Source organism: Holdemania massiliensis, assembly GCF_022440805.1.
Lineage (GTDB): Bacteria > Bacillota_I > Bacilli_A > Erysipelotrichales > Erysipelotrichaceae > Holdemania > Holdemania massiliensis_A.
Map to the genome: position 1 here is coordinate 1,150,442 of NZ_JAKNTK010000001.1, position 16,099 is coordinate 1,166,540.

The 16,099-nt window shown below is 50.0% G+C and carries 12 protein-coding genes and 3 pseudogenes; 9 read left to right on the plus strand and 6 right to left on the minus strand.

Annotated features, from left to right (window positions below; genetic code table 11):
• Positions 1-139 precede the first annotated feature (139 nt).
• The 5 genes from MCG46_RS05290 to rhaD all read left to right on the plus strand — a co-directional run bounded on the left by MCG46_RS05290 (position 140) and on the right by rhaD (position 4,626).
• Positions 140-1,255: an alkaline phosphatase family protein gene (locus tag MCG46_RS05290; protein ID WP_240278309.1), complete on the plus strand. Its 1,116-nt coding sequence runs from the start codon at positions 140-142 to the stop codon at positions 1,253-1,255.
• A complete protein-coding gene (locus tag MCG46_RS05295; RefSeq protein ID WP_240278311.1) occupies positions 1,252-2,046 on the plus strand; it encodes a nucleoside phosphorylase in 795 nt (264 codons plus the stop codon). The genes MCG46_RS05290 and MCG46_RS05295 overlap by 4 nt, the downstream gene beginning before the upstream one ends.
• A 138-nt stretch (positions 2,047-2,184) precedes the next feature.
• Positions 2,185-2,499 carry an L-rhamnose mutarotase gene (rhaM, locus tag MCG46_RS05300; RefSeq protein ID WP_240278313.1) on the plus strand — a complete coding sequence of 105 codons (315 nt, stop codon included), beginning with the start codon at positions 2,185-2,187 and terminating at the stop codon, positions 2,497-2,499.
• Positions 2,500-2,515: 16 nt separating this feature from the next.
• On the plus strand, positions 2,516-3,784 hold the full coding sequence (locus MCG46_RS05305; protein ID WP_240278315.1) for an L-rhamnose isomerase: 1,269 nt from the start codon (positions 2,516-2,518) through the stop codon (positions 3,782-3,784).
• Entirely contained in the window at positions 3,781-4,626 is an 846-nt protein-coding gene (gene rhaD / locus MCG46_RS05310; protein WP_240278317.1) for a rhamnulose-1-phosphate aldolase, read from the plus strand. Before MCG46_RS05305 ends, rhaD begins: the two co-directional genes overlap by 4 nt.
• A 178-nt stretch (positions 4,627-4,804) precedes the next feature.
• Here rhaD and MCG46_RS05315 read toward each other — a convergent pair whose 3' ends face one another.
• From MCG46_RS05315 to MCG46_RS05320, 3 genes and pseudogenes are all read right to left on the minus strand, one after another.
• Positions 4,805-5,575 (minus strand): response regulator transcription factor, encoded by a 771-nt coding sequence (locus MCG46_RS05315; RefSeq protein WP_240278319.1) that lies wholly within the window; start codon positions 5,573-5,575, stop codon positions 4,805-4,807.
• Positions 5,553-5,849 (minus strand): annotated as a pseudogene (locus MCG46_RS19615) (sensor histidine kinase); the annotation flags it as partial. The pseudogene MCG46_RS19615 and the gene MCG46_RS05315, both read right to left, overlap by 23 nt.
• Before the next feature lie 117 nt (positions 5,850-5,966).
• Positions 5,967-7,262 (minus strand): annotated as a pseudogene (locus MCG46_RS05320) (cache domain-containing sensor histidine kinase); the annotation flags it as partial.
• Between the two features lie 282 nt (positions 7,263-7,544).
• On the opposite strand from MCG46_RS05320, the pseudogene MCG46_RS05325 reads away from it, so the two are divergent.
• Positions 7,545-8,869 (plus strand): annotated as a pseudogene (locus MCG46_RS05325) (FAD-dependent oxidoreductase).
• Positions 8,870-9,009: 140 nt separating this feature from the next.
• On the opposite strand, the gene MCG46_RS05330 reads toward MCG46_RS05325, so the two are convergent.
• A complete protein-coding gene (locus tag MCG46_RS05330) occupies positions 9,010-9,894 on the minus strand; it encodes a LysR family transcriptional regulator (RefSeq protein ID WP_240278323.1) in 885 nt (294 codons plus the stop codon).
• Between the two features lie 266 nt (positions 9,895-10,160).
• Between MCG46_RS05330 and MCG46_RS05335 the strand changes: the two genes are divergently transcribed.
• Complete coding sequence (locus MCG46_RS05335; protein ID WP_240278324.1) at positions 10,161-11,612, plus strand: sulfatase-like hydrolase/transferase; 1,452 nt, start codon at positions 10,161-10,163, stop codon at positions 11,610-11,612.
• Positions 11,613-11,722: 110 nt separating this feature from the next.
• Here MCG46_RS05335 and MCG46_RS05340 read toward each other — a convergent pair whose 3' ends face one another.
• Both MCG46_RS05340 and MCG46_RS05345 read right to left on the minus strand, forming a co-directional pair.
• On the minus strand, positions 11,723-13,102 hold the full coding sequence (locus MCG46_RS05340; protein WP_240278326.1) for a GNAT family N-acetyltransferase: 1,380 nt from the start codon (positions 13,100-13,102) through the stop codon (positions 11,723-11,725).
• Positions 13,103-13,203: 101 nt separating this feature from the next.
• Positions 13,204-14,325, minus strand: coding sequence for a glycerate kinase (locus MCG46_RS05345; RefSeq protein WP_240278328.1), 1,122 nt, complete (start codon positions 14,323-14,325; stop codon positions 13,204-13,206).
• 222 nt (positions 14,326-14,547) lie between these two features.
• On the opposite strand from MCG46_RS05345, the gene bcp reads away from it, so the two are divergent.
• Both bcp and MCG46_RS05355 read left to right on the plus strand, forming a co-directional pair.
• Entirely contained in the window at positions 14,548-15,006 is a 459-nt protein-coding gene (bcp, locus tag MCG46_RS05350; protein WP_240278329.1) for a thioredoxin-dependent thiol peroxidase, read from the plus strand.
• 368 nt (positions 15,007-15,374) lie between these two features.
• A complete protein-coding gene (locus MCG46_RS05355) occupies positions 15,375-16,061 on the plus strand; it encodes a response regulator transcription factor (RefSeq protein ID WP_240278330.1) in 687 nt (228 codons plus the stop codon).
• The last annotated feature ends 38 nt before the right edge of the window (positions 16,062-16,099 follow it).

Below are 16,099 nucleotides of genomic sequence, written 5' to 3' on the forward strand. Positions count from 1 at the left end.
CCTGTATTTTTGTGTTAAAACCTTTGTTCTTTAACAGAAAATTGAGTAAAATGGAAACTAAAGATCACAGTTTTCCACCCGCTTTGCCGGATTGTGGAAAGAAGGTTTAGCTTAAACCTAGAAACGGAGGCGTATCGCTATGAATTTGATCCAACCTGATTATCAAACAGGAATTCTGGGGGTTATCAATGCCTGGCGTCAGTGTCTGGGGCTGCAGGTGCATCATCCTGCCGATCCGCAGCTGAGTGCCTGGCTGAACGATCATGCATGGGATCAGATCGTTGTTTTATTGATCGACGGCATGGGCTCGCGCCTGATGGAAACGATGCTGGATGAGGAAAGCTTTCTGCGCCGGCATCAGCTGAAAGAAGTCACAACGGTATATCCGTCGACCACTTCGGCGGCGACCACCAGCGTATTAAGCGGAAAATCACCCGCGGAAAATGGCTGGATTGGCTGGCATCAGTATTTTAAAGAACTGGACGATTCGCTGATCCTGTTCATGAACCGCAGCTACTATGGAACGCATTCCTATCCTGACTATTCCTATACGCATATCCCATTTCTGAATCAGAAGGAGGAATTGCATCAGCTTGGAAAAACCGCGCTGGAACTGTATCCGGCATTTCGTGAGGGCGGAGCGCACAGCTTTGATAAGCTGTGCTGTCAGATCGCTATGCACAGTCAAGCGCAGGATGCCCAGTTTATCTATGCTTATTGGGATCATTTTGATTCATTGATGCATGCGAAAGGACCTTCGGATCCGCAATGCAGGGAAGAATTAAAGCAGATCGATCAGCACTGCCGTCAGCTGGCAGCCCAGCTGAATCCCCGGGCCGGTTTGATTATTCTTGCCGATCATGGTCAAATTGACGTGGACAACATAAATTTAAAAGACGATCCGGAATTATTGGACTGTCTGCGGTTTGGGCCAACCGTCGAACCGAGGGGAACCGCGTTCTTTGTTAAACCCGGCCAACAGGACTCGTTTGTCCGTCAATTCGAAGCGAAATACGGAGATCGGTTTGTGCTGAAACCTTCTGCGCAATGGTTGGAAGAAGGGCTGTTTGGTCCAGGGCAGCCGCATCCGCGGACCTTGGAATTTCTCGGCGATTACTTTGCGGTGGCGATTGCAGGTAGCTGCATCGGCTTGTGGGAAAATGGGAAACCGCCGTTTAAGGGGCAGCATGCGGGATTGTGTGCCGAGGAAATGATGATTCCGGTCATCGTGGTATCCAACGAGGACAGTAAATGAAGGCCTGGTTTGATCCGACGGATGTCAGTCGGTCTGTCATCACCGCACAACGGCATGTGACAAGCCGTCATGGCTCGGCGGTACCGATCGCTTTGCCGTCGGTGGGCGTCCTGTTTGAAATGGGGCGGGCGCTGGATCAGCTGACTCAGGACTTCACAACGGAAGTGATTGCCGATCGGCTGCCTTGTTTTCTGGATAACCCGCCCTGTCTGCGCCTGAAAGATCATCCTCAGGTCTGCTTTACCAAAGGCGGCTATGGTGCGCCAGCGGCGGTAGATACGTTGGAAACACTCTTGGCACTGGGTGTAAAAAACGTGATTATCGCAGGCTTATGCGGTGTTTTTGATCCGCGGGTACAGGTCGGCGATGTTGTGATTCCGACGCAGATTTACAGTGAGGAAGGGACATCCCGTCATTACGCTCTCGATGCAACGTGGGCTTTTGCCCATCCTGAGCTTTGTGCTAAACTGCGGGAAACGATGCGAAAAACCTTGAAAGTCAAAGCTTTCAATACGGTCACCACGGATGCGGTGTACCGTCAAACCCTGAATAAAGAAGCATATTGGCGCTCGCTGGGTTGTGTCGGCGTGGATATGGAAGCCTCTGCCCTGCTGCAGGTTTGTGCCTGTTATCATGTTCCGGCAGCCGCAGCTTTGTTAGCCTCAGACGGCCATCCCTTATCGGAAAGTGAAGGCGACTGGGATTGGGGCAGCGTCGATTTTGCCGCTGTTCGCAGGCAATATATTCATCAGATCGTTGAAGTCAGCGTTCAACTGGCGCAGATGGATTAAAATTTTAACTTCAATATCAAGCTTCGTCACTTTTGAATAAAAGTGATGAAGCTTTTCTCTTTTCCGCGGGATTTCTGATATACTGAAATCAATCAGATACAGCGCTGAGAAATACGCAGAAAAGGGAGGCTTGAAAGGATGATTCGCAAAGCGTTTAAAATGAAGCTGTACCCGGGCAAGGAAGCCGAATACAAGCGGCGGCATGATCAGCTGTGGCCTGAAATGAAACAGATGATCCATGACTATGGTGGACATGAATATTCGATCTTTTTAGATCCGGAAACATTGACTTTGTTTGCCGTCTTGGAGATTGAGGACGAAGCCCGCTGGGCCGCATCCGCTGAAACGGAAATTTGTCAGAAGTGGTGGGCCTCGATGGTTGAGCTGATGGAAACGCATCCCGACAACAGTCCGGTCAGCGTTGATTTAGTCCCGGTATTCTATTTGAAATAGGAGGAGGATCAAAATTATGACAACTGAAAAACTTCGCGGGGCTGCCAAACAATACGCCCAATGGGGCGTGGATGTCGAAGCGGCTCTGACAGCGCTGGCACAGATTCCCATTTCCATTCATTGTTGGCAAGGCGATGATGTGATCGGCTTCGACGGCGCCGGGGATCTCTCCGGCGGGATCCAGGCGACCGGCAATTATCCCGGACGGGCGCGCAATTTTACTGAGTTAAAGCAGGATATCGAAACAATGCTGAGTTTGATTCCCGGTCATCACCGCCTGAATCTGCACGCCAGCTATGCCGTCTTTGAACCCGGGCAGAAAGCTGAGCGCGATCAGTTGGAAATTCAGCATTTCCAACCGTGGATTGATTTTGCGAAGGCCCGCGGTTTAGGTCTGGATTTCAATCCGACGCTGTTTGGGCATCCACTGGCTCAGACGGCAACCCTTTCTAATGCCGATGAAACAATCCGTCAGTTCTGGATTCGCCATTGCCAAGCCTGCATTCGAATCGCTGAGAGCTTCGCAGATCAGCTGGGCACGAGCAGTTTAGTCAATATTTGGATTCCCGACGGACTGAAGGACATCCCGGCCGACCGGACTTCACCCCGTCAGCGGCTGAAAGCGTCGCTGGATCAAATTCTGGCGATGGATTATGACCGTTCCAAGGTCAAAGTTGCGGTGGAATCCAAGGTTTTCGGCATCGGAATTGAAAGCTATACCGTCGGTTCGCATGAGTTTTACATGAATTATGCCGCTCAAAATGGGCTGCTTTGTCTGCTCGACTCCGGTCATTATCATCCGACAGAAACAATCAGCGATAAGATCTCAGCGATGTTGATGTTCACGGATGAGCTGGCGCTGCACATCAGCCGGCCGGTGCGCTGGGATAGTGATCACGTTGTTTTGTATGATGATGAAACACGCCAAATTGCTCAGGAAATTATCCGCAGCGGGGCTGAACGAATTCGAATTGCCACAGATTATTTTGATGCCAGCATCAACCGGATCGCCGCCTGGGTGATCGGCGTGCGCAGTGTTCAGAAAGCCTTGCTGAACGCCCTTTTAACGCCGCAGGAAAAAATGGCCAAGCTGCAGAAGCAACAACGCTTTACCGAACTGATGGCGCTGCAGGAACAATTAAAAATGGCGCCGATCGGTGAGGTTTGGGAAGCCTTTTGCCTTCGTCAGGGCGTCCCGGGGGAAAACGCCTGGCTGAAGGTTGTGCAGGATTATGAGAAAGAAGTTCTGTTAAAACGAAACGAAGAGAAAGAGGAAATCGCATGAAATGCTTGGAAACTCCCTGGATGCAGGGCATGATCAGAATGTGCGGCGACGGCTTCCGCCAGGGCTGGCATGAGCGCAACGGCGGGAATCTGTCTTACCGCATTCCCGAAGAAGCAGTGGAAGAAATCCGTGACCAGCTGCGTTACGATCAGCCGTGGCTGCCGATTGGCGCAGAGGTAAAGGGGCTGGCTGGGGAATTCTTTGCGGTGACCGGCAGCGGCAAATATATGCGCAATGTGGAATTGAAGCCGGAAAGCCATTTGGCGATCATTGAGATCAGTCCGGATGGGCTGCAATATCGGATTGTCTGGGGACTTACCGAAGGCGGCAGACCGACCAGCGAACTGCCGACCCATTTGATGAATCATGAAGTGAAAAAACGGGTAACCCAGGGCCGGCATCGTGTGATCTATCACGCCCACCCGGCGAATCTGATTGCGCTGACGTTTTTGCTTCCGCTGGACAGCGCGGTTTTTACGCGGGAATTGTGGGAAATGGCAACCGAATGTCCAGTCGTCTTCCCTGAAGGTCTTGGCGTTGTGAAATGGATGGTACCCGGCGGCAAGCCAATCGCAGAGGAAACCAGCGTATTCATGGAACAGGTCAACGCGGTTGTTTGGGCGCATCATGGATTATTCTGTTCCGGTACCGACTTTGATGAAACCTTCGGTTTGATGCACACGATCGAAAAATCCGCAGAGATTCTGATCAAGGTGCTATCCGTCAGTCCAAACAAGCGGCAGACGATCACGACCGCGGATCTGATCGCCCTGGCCGCGGATTTCCATGTCACCTTGAATCCGGAAGCTCTGCATCTTTACGATGAGGGAGCTGAACACTAGCGGAAAAATCACAGACAGGAAGCAATAAAAACAGAGTGAATCTGAAGCCTTGACCCAGGGCTTGGAATTCACTCTTTTTTACTTTCTGATTATCAATTTTAAGTCTGCCAAAAATAGCCGCTGACTTGTCAGCGATGAGCCGGTTCAGACTTTTTTAACCCATAACCGCAATGACGATTTAAGCTGACTTCAGTTTGTTTCCGGAATTTTCTTCTTTCATCATCTGACGGTACTGCTGCGGAGTGAGACCGAAGCGGTTCTTAAAAACCCGGCAGAAGTAATGCTGCGAAGTGAAACCGCACTGCTCGGCAATTTCCCACATCAGAAGCGGCGGTTCACTTAACAACAAAGTTCGGGCCTGGGTCAGCCGTTTTTCGTTGATCAGTTCGCTGAAGGTGCAGTGGACTTCTTCTTTGATGATCCGGGAAAGATAGGAAGCAGAGACATGAAATTGATCAGACAGCTGGTTTAACGAAAAATCACTGTCCGTCACATGCTGCTCAATCTCCTGCAGCACCTGCGTGATCATGGAACGATCCTGATGCTGCGGGACGACGATCCGGGAGGTGGTGATCTGCTGCTGAAGCAGGACGGCACAGCGATCCAAAACAGCCTGCAGCTGTTCCTCACTGACCGGCTTTAACAAATAATCGACGACATGATAGCGGCAGGCTTTCTGGGCATAAGCAAAATCACTGTAGCCGGAGATAATGACAAACCGCAGCCGCGGGTCTTCATGATACCGTTCAATAATTTCCAGCCCGCTGACCAACGGCATATTGATATCCATCAGGACAATGGAAGGCCGCAGTGTTTCGATCTTCTCACAGGCTTCTTCGCCCTGGGCGGCGACAGCGACAACCTCCATGTCTGTACGGCAGCGGCTGACCATCTTGGTCAATCCCCGCCGGGTCAGGGCTTCATCATCACAAATCAATACTTTCCACATGTTTCTTCTCCTTGATTGCCGGGATTCTGAGGGTTATGGTCGTTCCCTGTCCGATGCCGCTGTCCAGGGTCAGACCGTAGTCTGCACCATAGGTTAAGCGAATCCGCTGATGAACGTTCACCAGACCGAAACCGGCCCGGCTTTGACCCTCTTCCATGGCCTGACGCAGCTCCTGTAATGTTTCTTCCTGAATACCGACTCCGTTATCCGATACCCGAATCTTAACAACATCCCCATTACGGCAGGCTTCAATCGTCAGCTGACAGCGATGCGGACAGGGCTTAATGCCATGGATTACTGCGTTTTCGGCCAATGGCTGAAGCAAGAGTTTCAGCATCAGCAGCGGTTCAGTCTGGGCATCAGCCTGGATTGTAAAATCAAACTGATCTTCAAACCGCATTTTCTGAATTTCCAGATAATAGCGCACGTGATCCAGCTCCCGCGGCAGCGGGATAAACTCATCACCGCGGCTTAATGAAATCCGATAGAAGCTGGACAGCGTGCTGATCAGCTGAAGCATGTCCTGATCCTCATGATCATAGGCCATCCAGTGCAGCATATCCAACGTATTATAAAGGAAATGCGGATTGATCTGCGCCTGCAGGATGCGCAGTTCTGCCCGGCGCTTCTGTTTTTCGTTGCGGAGCAGCTGATTCATCAGCTGCTGAAGCTGAGCTGTCAGTTTATTAAAGGAATGAGCTAACATCGCGATTTCATCGCTGCCCTGCGCTTGAGCCCGAATCGTCAGATCACCCCCGCCGGCTTTGTCCATCGTCTTGCACAGCTGGGCGAGCGGCTGACTGATCGTCCGTGAAAGCAGGATCGCGGCGAAAATCGTCAGTCCCAGCAAGAAAATCCAGACCACAGCCAGTGTGCTCAGCAGGGAATAGGTGCTTTCCATCAAAACAGCGCGCGGGACCTGTGTGCACAGAAACCAATCTTCCGTCATGGGAATCGGAGTGAAGTAGAAATAGGAACTGCCATCAGCGACATAACGGGTGGAGGCCGGCGGATCAGTTCGTAACGGTTCGCTGAACTGGATCAGTTCCTTGGTGCTTAACGTTTCCGGCAGCACTGTGTAGTTGCGTCCCTGGCTGTCCATGATCCAGGAAACACCGCCGTAAAAATCAATTCCCTGGGCCAGCTCCGTCAGCCGGTTCAAGGCGATCGCGCCGTTGATAAAGCCATAAGGAACTCCATCTTTGCGCAGCGGATAACAGATTAAAGCAATCGGGGCATTGTCAGTCTTGGAGGTAACCGGTTCGCTCAGAATAAAGGCTTCATCGCCGGTCATCGCGCGTTCAAAGTAATCACGGCCAGATACGTCGATCGTCTTATCCTGGGCAACCCAGCCGATCCCATCGGTCTTGCCGATCGCAAACGTTCCCCATTGATTGCCGAACCGCTGACCGACATCGGCATTGAGCGTATCGACAAACGGCCGGATCATATCAAAATCCATTGACTGAACAGCCGGGTTCAGCGCGATGATTTCCAGTTCGCTGACCCGCTGCGCCAGCCAGTCTCCGGCTTCCCGGGCTTTGGCGTCGAACAGCTGGATGCTTGTCGAGGAAACTAGCTGCTGATTGGCATGGGAAACCGTCAGATAGACAAGACTCATCAAGACGGCGAAGGCAATGGTGATAAGCGTGCTGAAGGTCGCGATCATGCGGGTACGGAATTTCATGGGATCACCTCAGGTTGATAAAGTGCAAATTTTAGAAAATATGTGCAAATACAAACAAATTCACATCAAGTATAATGCTAATGTAATCACAAATTAGTGATCTTGTAAAGGGAGGAAAAAGAAATGAAGAAAGTAACGCTATTGGCGTTGGCCGCCGTCATGACATTCAGTTTGGCAGCCTGCTCGCAAACCCCAGCGCAGCCGCAGACCAGCGATGAACCGCAGACGGCAGAGGTGAATACGGAAGCCGACGTCATCGTCTTAGGGGCCGGCGGAGCCGGGATGGCCGCCGCGATTACTGCCAAGGAAAACGGCGCCAGCGTCATCGTGCTGGAAAAGATGCCGATGGTCGGCGGCAACACGCTGATTTCCGGTGCAGAAATGGCCGCGCCGGGTAACTGGCTGCAGGAAAAGGAAGGCATTACCGATTCGGTTGAACAGTTCTATGAAGATATCATGAAAGGCGGCGACAATATCGCGGATCCAGACGTAGTGCATGTCCTGGCGGAAAATGCCCTGAGCGCTGCCGAATGGCTGCGGGATGACGTCCATGTCCAGTTTGAGGATTATATGTTATTCTTCGGCGGACATTCTGTCAAGCGCAGTCTGGTACCGCTGAATGCCAGCGGCGTGGAGCCGATTCAGAAATTAAAAGCAAAGTGCGAAGAGCTGGGTGTTGAAATTCAAACCGATACTCCGGCAACGAAGCTGATCACCGATGAAGCCGGCAAAGTCATCGGTGTGTCGAAGCAGAACAGGCAGGACAGACTGTGACCTATACCGCTCATAACGGCGTCATTATTGCGACCGGCGGCTTTGGTTCCAATCTGGAAATGCGGAAAAAGTATAACCCGATGATGGATGAAAAAATTCTGTCTACCAACAGTGTCGGCTCTACCGGCGACGGCATCACGATGGCCGAAGCGATCGGCGCCCAGCTGGTGGGGATGGAATGGATTCAGACCTATCCGACCTGTGATGCGGAAACCGGACGGTTATTGTATGTCGGCGATGTTCGTTTAGACGGCCGGGCGATCCTGGTGAATCTGGAAGGCAAGCGGTTTGTTGAAGAACTGGAACGCCGCGACGTCATCTCCAAAGCCGTGACGGAAACAACGGATGGTTTCTCCTATCTGTTCTGGGATGAAGCTTCGATGGTAGCTTCCGGTGTGGGTGAACAGCACAAAAGCGAATATGATGATCTGATTGAACGCGGCATGTTAGTCAAAGCCGATACGATTGAGGAAGCCGCGGCGCATTTCGGCATTGATGCTGAAAACCTGAAAGCTACGGTTGCCAAATACAACGAATATTGCGAAAAGGGCAAAGATGAAGAATTCAACAAGCGCGGCGATCTGATTGCCTTCGGTGAAGGGCCGTACTACATTATGAAATCGATTCCGGCGATTCATCATACGATGGGCGGAATTAAGATCAACCCTGAAGCCCAGGTTGTCAATATGGATGGCCAAGTCATTGAAAATCTGTATGCAGCGGGTGAAGTCACCGGCGGCATCCACGGCACTAACCGTTTAGGCTCGGATGCGATTGCGGATATCATGGTCTTTGGTCGGATTGCAGGTGCTAACGCCGCAGCCAATCAATAAACAAAAATTCATTTTACCAACCGAAAAGCTCTGTCCTTTCTCCACGAAAGCGGCAGCGCTTTTTTCATTTCTATAGAGGAGAAAATCAATCTCGTTGATGTAATCAGAAAGTCGAACAAGCGGATAACTGATGGGAAAGATTATGCCTCACCTTTCGATGATTTTTCAATAAGTCTGATGAACTCCAACATCGCCGGACTTTTGTATTTCTGTTTGTGCCAAACCAGAGAAATCAGATTTTCAAATCGGAAATCAGTGACAGTGACTTCGGCCAGCCGCTGATTTTCAATTTCTCGGACGGCCAGGGCATAAGGCAGAATGGTAACGCCTAAATTCTGCCGCGCCGCTTCCAATAAGGCTTCTAAAGAAGCACTTTCCCATTGCGGATGAACCGTAAGTCCGGCTTCTGTCAAGGCGGCTTCCAGAACTTCAAAGGCCCCGCTGCGGCGCTGGCGGAAAAGCAAAGGATAGCTGGCCAATTCCTGCAGCGTGACAGCTTGATTAGCCAGCGGAAATGTTTTACCGCATACAACGGTTTGTTTTTCTTTTAAAACCGGCTGGTGAATCAAAAAGGGAGAATGCAGCGGTCCCCCAACCAGGGCTAAATCCAGTTCGTTTTCCAGCAGCTGCTTTTCAATGAAATCCGTTGTGTTAATCTGAACTTGAACTTCAATTTCCGGATGCTGGCTCTGATACTGCCGGATCCAGCGCGGAAGCAGGGAAACTCCGACGTTGATGCTGCCGCCGATCCGCAGGCTTTTTCTTCTGTCAGGATCTTGGAAGCTTTGTTCAATTTCGTCAGTCAGCTGAATTAAATGTTTGGCGTAGCTTAACAATGCCAGACCGTCTGAAGTAATCTTAAGCCGCTGATTCATGCGCTCAAAGAAAGGTCGACCGTAATGTTCTTCCAGTTCACGAATTGCCACGCTGACCGTTGGCTGTGAGACCGAAAGCAGCTGAGCCGCCTGGGTAATGCTTTCTTTTTCGGCAACAGTGATAAAAATTCGAAAATGCCGCAGGGTCATGAAAGTTCCTCCTCCCTGATTCTGTCAGGATTTCTGTTTCTGCTTGTTCTGTCGAATTTGATCGGCATGCGATGGCAGTCATCGGCCAGCTCATGGGAAGGATCAAGCTTTAACCTTCGAGATGACAGATGAGGCCTGCATCCCAGAATAAACCGGGATTTTGATTCATTTGGTTATAGTGAAACAGCTATGAACTTATTTAGATTATAGTATTATTCAATCATTCCCTCAAGCGCTATAATGAATTTAATGAGGAGGTCTTAGGAATGAAACCGATGAATACGTTAATTTTGTGCTGTGATCAGCATAATCCGAAAATGACCGGATGCTACGGCAATCCGCGGGTCATTACCCCGAACCTGGATGCCCTGGCTGCAAGGGGCACAGTGTTTGAAAATGCTTATACAGCGACGCCGATCTGCGTTCCCGCCCGGGCTGCGCTGGCAACGGGAAATTATCCGTTCTGCCATGGTTATTGGGATAATGCCCATCCCTATTCCGGTCAGCAGCCATCCTGGGGACATCGCCTGAAAGCCGCAGGGATTGACGTTACGGCCATCGGCAAGCTGCATTTTGCGGACGACACGGAGGCCGTTTTTCCAGGCCAGCGAATTCCCATGAACGTTAAAGGCGGACTGGGAGATTTGATGACGGCCTGCCGCCGGACAAAGGGAACGACGTCAAAGCTGCGCGAGCAGATTCAGGCTGCCGGGGTTGGGGATTGCGACTATCTGCATTATGATCAGGCCATCGCAAACGCGGCGGCGGATTATCTGAAAACCGAAGCACCTTCGGATCATCCCTGGTGCCTGTATGTCGGCTTTACAACGCCCCATTATCCCCTGAAAGTCCCTGCCGAACTACTCAAGCTTTACGAACCTTTTGATCAGTTTCCAATCGATCCCTTCTGGCATCATCCAGAGCATCTTCATCCTGCTTTGCAAAAATACAAGGAAACAACCGAAATCAATGATTCGCATATTTCTGAGCAAGAGCTGCAGAGAGCTGTCGCTGCGTACTATGCCTTGGTGACCTTCATGGACAGTCAGGTTGGCGTTGTCCTGGAAGCCTTGCGTCAGGCAGGATTGGAAGCGACGACGCGGATTCTGTATTTGGATGATCATGGTGATTCCGCCGGCGAACAGGGGTTATTTTTCAAGTCGACAATGAATGAAGGCTCGGTCCGGATTCCGCTGATTCTGTCCGGCCCGGATCTTCCCAAAGGATATCGGGTGCGGGAAAATGTTTCGATTGTCGACCTTTATCCAACCGTGATGGAATTATCCGGATTGCCGTTAAATGCCGAAGAACAAAGTTTACCGGGAGTGTCTCTGATCAAGACGCTGCAGGGAAACGGGGATCCTCATCGCTGCATTTACAGCGAATATCATGCGGCGGGTTTTGACAACAGTGTCTTTATGCTGAAGAAAGATCAGATGAAATTAATTCATTATGTCGGCTATGACCGTCCGCAGCTCTTTGATCTGGCGGCTGATCCGGAAGAACAGCGGGATTTGGCGCTGGATCCGCAATATCAGCCTTTGATTGAGGAACTGGAACAAGAGCTGCATAATATTTGTGATCCGGAAGCCTTAAACGTCCAATCGATGCAGGATCAGCAGAATTTAATTGCGTCGAAAGGGGGACTGGAAGCTATTTTAAAACAAGGCTTAACCCCGTTTACGGCTGTTCCCCAAGCCTATGAAATGAAGTCTTAACAAAGGCAGTACACTTATTTTTGTTCTGTCAATGAACTGTAAAAACAGCGAAAGAAAAGCGGAATCCTTGGATCAAGCCTGAAGGGCGATCCTGTTCCGCTTTCTTTGATTTATAAGATAAAAGAATAAGCTTGTTTTAGAGCTTCAAGGACATCATGATCGTCCAGCGGACCCTCAGGCAGTCGTATGACGATATCAAATCCGAGAATTTCAGCCTGAACTGATGAAATCTCAGCCGGCGTGATCAACATTGTCAGCATGTCTTCATGATGGGCCATCGCCGCGGCGTGGGGCAAGGCGCTGGGTGAAGTTGGCGTCAGCGGAGTTTGCCGGAAGCAAAGCAGCGCATCCGCATGCTTTAACCGTTCGCCAAAACCAATCGTAGACATCAACGCCGCAATGCCATCCTGGCATTTCCCTTTGAGGATGGCCTGAACGGTATAGCCCAAGCCATGACCAGCACAGGCACCCGGTTCCGGCGCCGCGATTTGTCCAAGCCAGTGAAGCAGCGGTGAGCGGGGAAGTGTATTTCGATAAAGATCCAGAGGATCGCAAAGGGCAATAAAGGTTAAGCCGCGCAGCGTTTTTCTCATCTCGCCATCCTCAGCCTGAATGATTTCACCTTGTGGATTACAGATCAATTTCATGCCTAAAGCCTCAAGCATTCCCCTGCCGCCGTCTTGGGGGCCTTCATCACTTAAAACAAGATAAAAACGCCGGCAGCCCTGCGTCATAGCATGCAGAATCATTATGCCGTATAATGTTGAATCTGATTCATCAGCCATGGCAGAAAGCTCAAGAATGGCATTGTTGCCGCGGACTGCATAACTGATCCGACGGGAAGAGGGGGAGGGAAAGAAAACGCGCTGACAGACGGACTGACCGATTAAGGCGTCAACATAGCCATGCCGATGATCGCTTAAATTGCAGGAAAGCGACTGACATTGAGAAACCGGAATAGCCGCCTGCAGGATTTCCGTGAAAGCCCGTGCATCCCAGCCATTGTCAAACGGCTCGGCCGTCAGAACCAGCCGCGGGCGCAGTGTCTGCCGCATGAAAAACCGTCCCTGCAGCTGAACCGGGTGATGATCATTGGCCATCAAGGTAAAGCCTTCTTTCAGAAAGAACGGCAAGGAAGCCAATAAAACGATGACCTGCAGCTCAAAGTGATGATGTTTTTTAGCATAACGGCGTGCTTGATGCAGCAGTTCGCTGGATAAACCCTCGCCTTGATGCTCCTGCGAAACCGCCAGCAGATCAATCTGCCACCGCTGCGGATCCAAGGCTAAAAGTCCGACCAGCTGACCTTCACTTTCTTCCGCTGCAAAAATTTCCCATTGCGGCAGAGGTTTGTTGGGAACGACTTCGGAAACATCCCAGCTGCAGGCTTTGACACAGGTTTGCCGCTCAGCGTTAAGCATACGGCGGCTGAAATCCAAAAAGGACTGGATGTTGGGGGACTGACTCGCAGGTAAATGACGGATTTTCATGGTTAACCTCTCCTGGCTGTTTCTTTCATTTTATCATAATCCGGACGGGCAGAAAACGTTCTTTGACAGCGCTTACACAAAAGCTGGATTGTGCATCCAGCTTACAGGGATTGATAATGTTGATTCAGCCAGGATTTCCATTCACTCTGAAGCCGGTCAGAAGCCTGATCGATGCTTTCCTGCAGACTCATCTGCGGCTGCTGCAAGATTAGCACATCGCAGAATCCAGCCTTGAACAAGTCGGCTTTGGATAGTGCCAGCTGTCCGCAAACAGCCAATACCGGAACGTGAGCTTGCTGGCCGTGTCGCAGGATGCCTAACGGGACTTTCCCCTGCAGACTTTGCGAATCCAGACGGCCTTCACCGGTGACGATCAGGTCAGCCTGCTTTAACTGTTCATCCAGCTGCATCCATTGCAAGCACTGCTCCAGTCCGCTGCGGATCTCACAATGAAACAATCCGCTCAGCATCAGGCCGCAGGCTCCGGCTGCCCCCAAGCCTGGCTGATCGGCCAGGGAACAGGATTTCCATTTTTCCACCTTGCGTGTCAGTGTTTCTGTCGCCTGATCCAGCTGTTCGATCAGGCGGTGATCAGCCCCTTTCTGCCGTGCAAAGACCCGTGCTGCTCCAAGGGATCCAAAAAGCGGATTCGTGACATCGCACAGGCAAACTAACTGTGCCGGGTATTGATTGAACAAACTTCCAGAATCATCGATCGCATCAATCTGATTGAGCGTGGCGCCGGTGGGCAGAAAGGCTTTTCCCTGATGGAAAAAACGAATGCCCAAGGCAGCCGCAATGCCGCAGCCGGCATCATGCGTACCGCTGCCGCCCAAACCCAGATATAGAGTTTTGCATCCAGCCTTCAGTGCCGCTTTCAGCTGCAGTCCGGTGCCATAGGTTGACATTAAAGAAGGATCATGCGGATCACATAAGCCTAATCCGCTGCATTGTGCCAATTCGATAACCGCTTCATCCTCCCGTCGTGCCCAAGCGGCCGTCAGCGATCTGTTCATCGGGTCGCAGAATTGACCTTCCTGCCGTGCAAAGCCGCCGCTTTTGACAACCGCTTCCACTAACCCTTCGCCGCCGTCACTGATCGGCAACACCGTGACTTGGACAGAAGGGAGTATTTCCTGAGTAACCGTTTGAATCAGTTCCCCGATCTGACTGCTGGATAAACAGCCTTTAAATGAATCTGCAGCAACTATGATTTTTTTCATTCCTCGATCTCCACTTCCATTCCCGTTTTCTTTTTACTTCTTTTTGATTATATCATCCTTTTCGTGTTTTTCTCTCTGCAATCCTGTGGTATAGGACGAAAGGATCACTTCGAAATTTATTTTTTATTTATTTCAAGATAACCGAAAGAAAGCGTTGGAGTAGGCAGAAATCAAAAAAACGGGTATGATAAATTTAAACAAGAAAAGAAGGGATGGTTTAAGATGGAAAAAGCTTACGATTTTACATTGAATGACAGCGAGGGCAATGCCGTATCGCTGCATGATTTTTTAGGACAAAAAGTTGTCGTCTATTTTTATCCGAAAGACAGTACTCCAGGCTGTACGAAGCAAGCCTGCAGCTATCGTGATCATTTTGCGGAATTGACCGCACGCAATCTTAAGGTTATCGGGATTTCCAAAGATTCTGTGACTTCGCATCAGAAATTCATTGCCAAGCAGAACTTGAATTTTACGCTGCTTTCGGATCCGGATCGAATTGCGATTGAAGCTTATGGTGTCTGGCAGGAGAAAATGATGTATGGCAAAAAGGTAATGGGCGTAGCCCGGACGACCTTTGTGATCGACGAGCAGGGAATGATTCTGAAGCGCTTTGACAAGGTGAAGCCAGATCAGGATGTCGCTCAGGTTTTGGCGCTGATTGACAGTCTAAAGGCTGAGTAAAAATTCATTTGACGGTACAGTCTGGGATTAAAGGCTGTGCCGTTTTTTCATTAAAGAGGATGAAGTTGAACTGCCTTGATATCTGAAAATCAGTCCCAAACCATGTGAACATTGGATCGGGAAGCGGAGAGAAAAAGTTGAAAGACTGCGACTGGTTTGTATTCTTTGCGAAGCAGAATTATAATGTGTTTATCTAACCGAAGAAAATATACGTATGTAGTTTAAAGAAGCTGCGGTAAAAATTCAGAAATTTTCATGAATCTATGTTTATCCTGTCTAGCAAAGCAGTTACAGCTGCGAAAAAGGCTGCGGGATAGTAAGGCATCGGCAGGCTGATGTGTGAACAAGATAAGGAAAGGAGCAGAGGGATGAGCAAGATACTACTTCTTGAAGATGATTTAAGCCTTATCAACGGACTCTCTTTCGCATTTAAAAAGCAGGGCTTTGAATTGGAAATCGCAAGAACACTGCAGGAAGCTAACGAATTATGGGCAAAGGACTGCTATGATTTGCTAGTTTTAGACGTGGCTCTGCCGGATGGATCCGGATTTGATTTCTGTCAGAAGGTACGGCAGACTTCCAAGGTTCCGATTATCTTTTTAACCGCTTCTGACGAGGAAATAAGCATTATTATGGGATTGGATATCGGCGGCGATGATTATATCACAAAACCGTTCAAGCTGGGCGTATTGATGTCCCGAATTAACGCCTTGCTCAGACGGACAAAAGATTTCTCGTCAACGGCCACCGAGCTGCAGTCCAATGGAATTCAGGTATTCCTTTTGCAGGGACAAGCGTTCAAGAAAGGACAGCTTCTGGATTTGACCGCTGCCGAGTATAAGCTGCTTTGTCTGTTGATGAAGAATCCCAATGTGATACTCAGCAAGGAACAGATATTGGATAAACTGTGGGATTGCGAAGGCAATTATATTGACAGCAGTACGCTGACGGTTTACATGCGCCGCTTAAGAATTAAAATTGAAGACAATCCAAGTGAGCCGCAGCGAATTCTGACGGTCCGGCGCATGGGATATAAATGGAATGTCATGGATTGAGGAAACTTATGAAACTTTTTGTTAATCAGGAGATAAAA

Coding starts and splice junctions, on each gene's coding strand:
- rhaM (WP_240278313.1), top strand. CDS start 2,185: ATGATTCGCAAAGCGTTTAAAATGAAGCTGTACCCGGGCAAGGAAGCC.
- MCG46_RS05290 (WP_240278309.1), top strand. CDS start 140: ATGAATTTGATCCAACCTGATTATCAAACAGGAATTCTGGGGGTTATC.
- MCG46_RS05305 (WP_240278315.1), top strand. CDS start 2,516: ATGACAACTGAAAAACTTCGCGGGGCTGCCAAACAATACGCCCAATGG.
- bcp (WP_240278329.1), top strand. CDS start 14,548: ATGGAAAAAGCTTACGATTTTACATTGAATGACAGCGAGGGCAATGCC.
- MCG46_RS05355 (WP_240278330.1), top strand. CDS start 15,375: ATGAGCAAGATACTACTTCTTGAAGATGATTTAAGCCTTATCAACGGA.
- MCG46_RS05330 (WP_240278323.1), bottom strand. CDS start 9,894: ATGACCCTGCGGCATTTTCGAATTTTTATCACTGTTGCCGAAAAAGAA.
- MCG46_RS05335 (WP_240278324.1), top strand. CDS start 10,161: ATGAAACCGATGAATACGTTAATTTTGTGCTGTGATCAGCATAATCCG.
- rhaD (WP_240278317.1), top strand. CDS start 3,781: ATGAAATGCTTGGAAACTCCCTGGATGCAGGGCATGATCAGAATGTGC.
- MCG46_RS05345 (WP_240278328.1), bottom strand. CDS start 14,325: ATGAAAAAAATCATAGTTGCTGCAGATTCATTTAAAGGCTGTTTATCC.
- MCG46_RS05315 (WP_240278319.1), bottom strand. CDS start 5,575: ATGTGGAAAGTATTGATTTGTGATGATGAAGCCCTGACCCGGCGGGGA.
- MCG46_RS05295 (WP_240278311.1), top strand. CDS start 1,252: ATGAAGGCCTGGTTTGATCCGACGGATGTCAGTCGGTCTGTCATCACC.
- MCG46_RS05340 (WP_240278326.1), bottom strand. CDS start 13,102: ATGAAAATCCGTCATTTACCTGCGAGTCAGTCCCCCAACATCCAGTCC.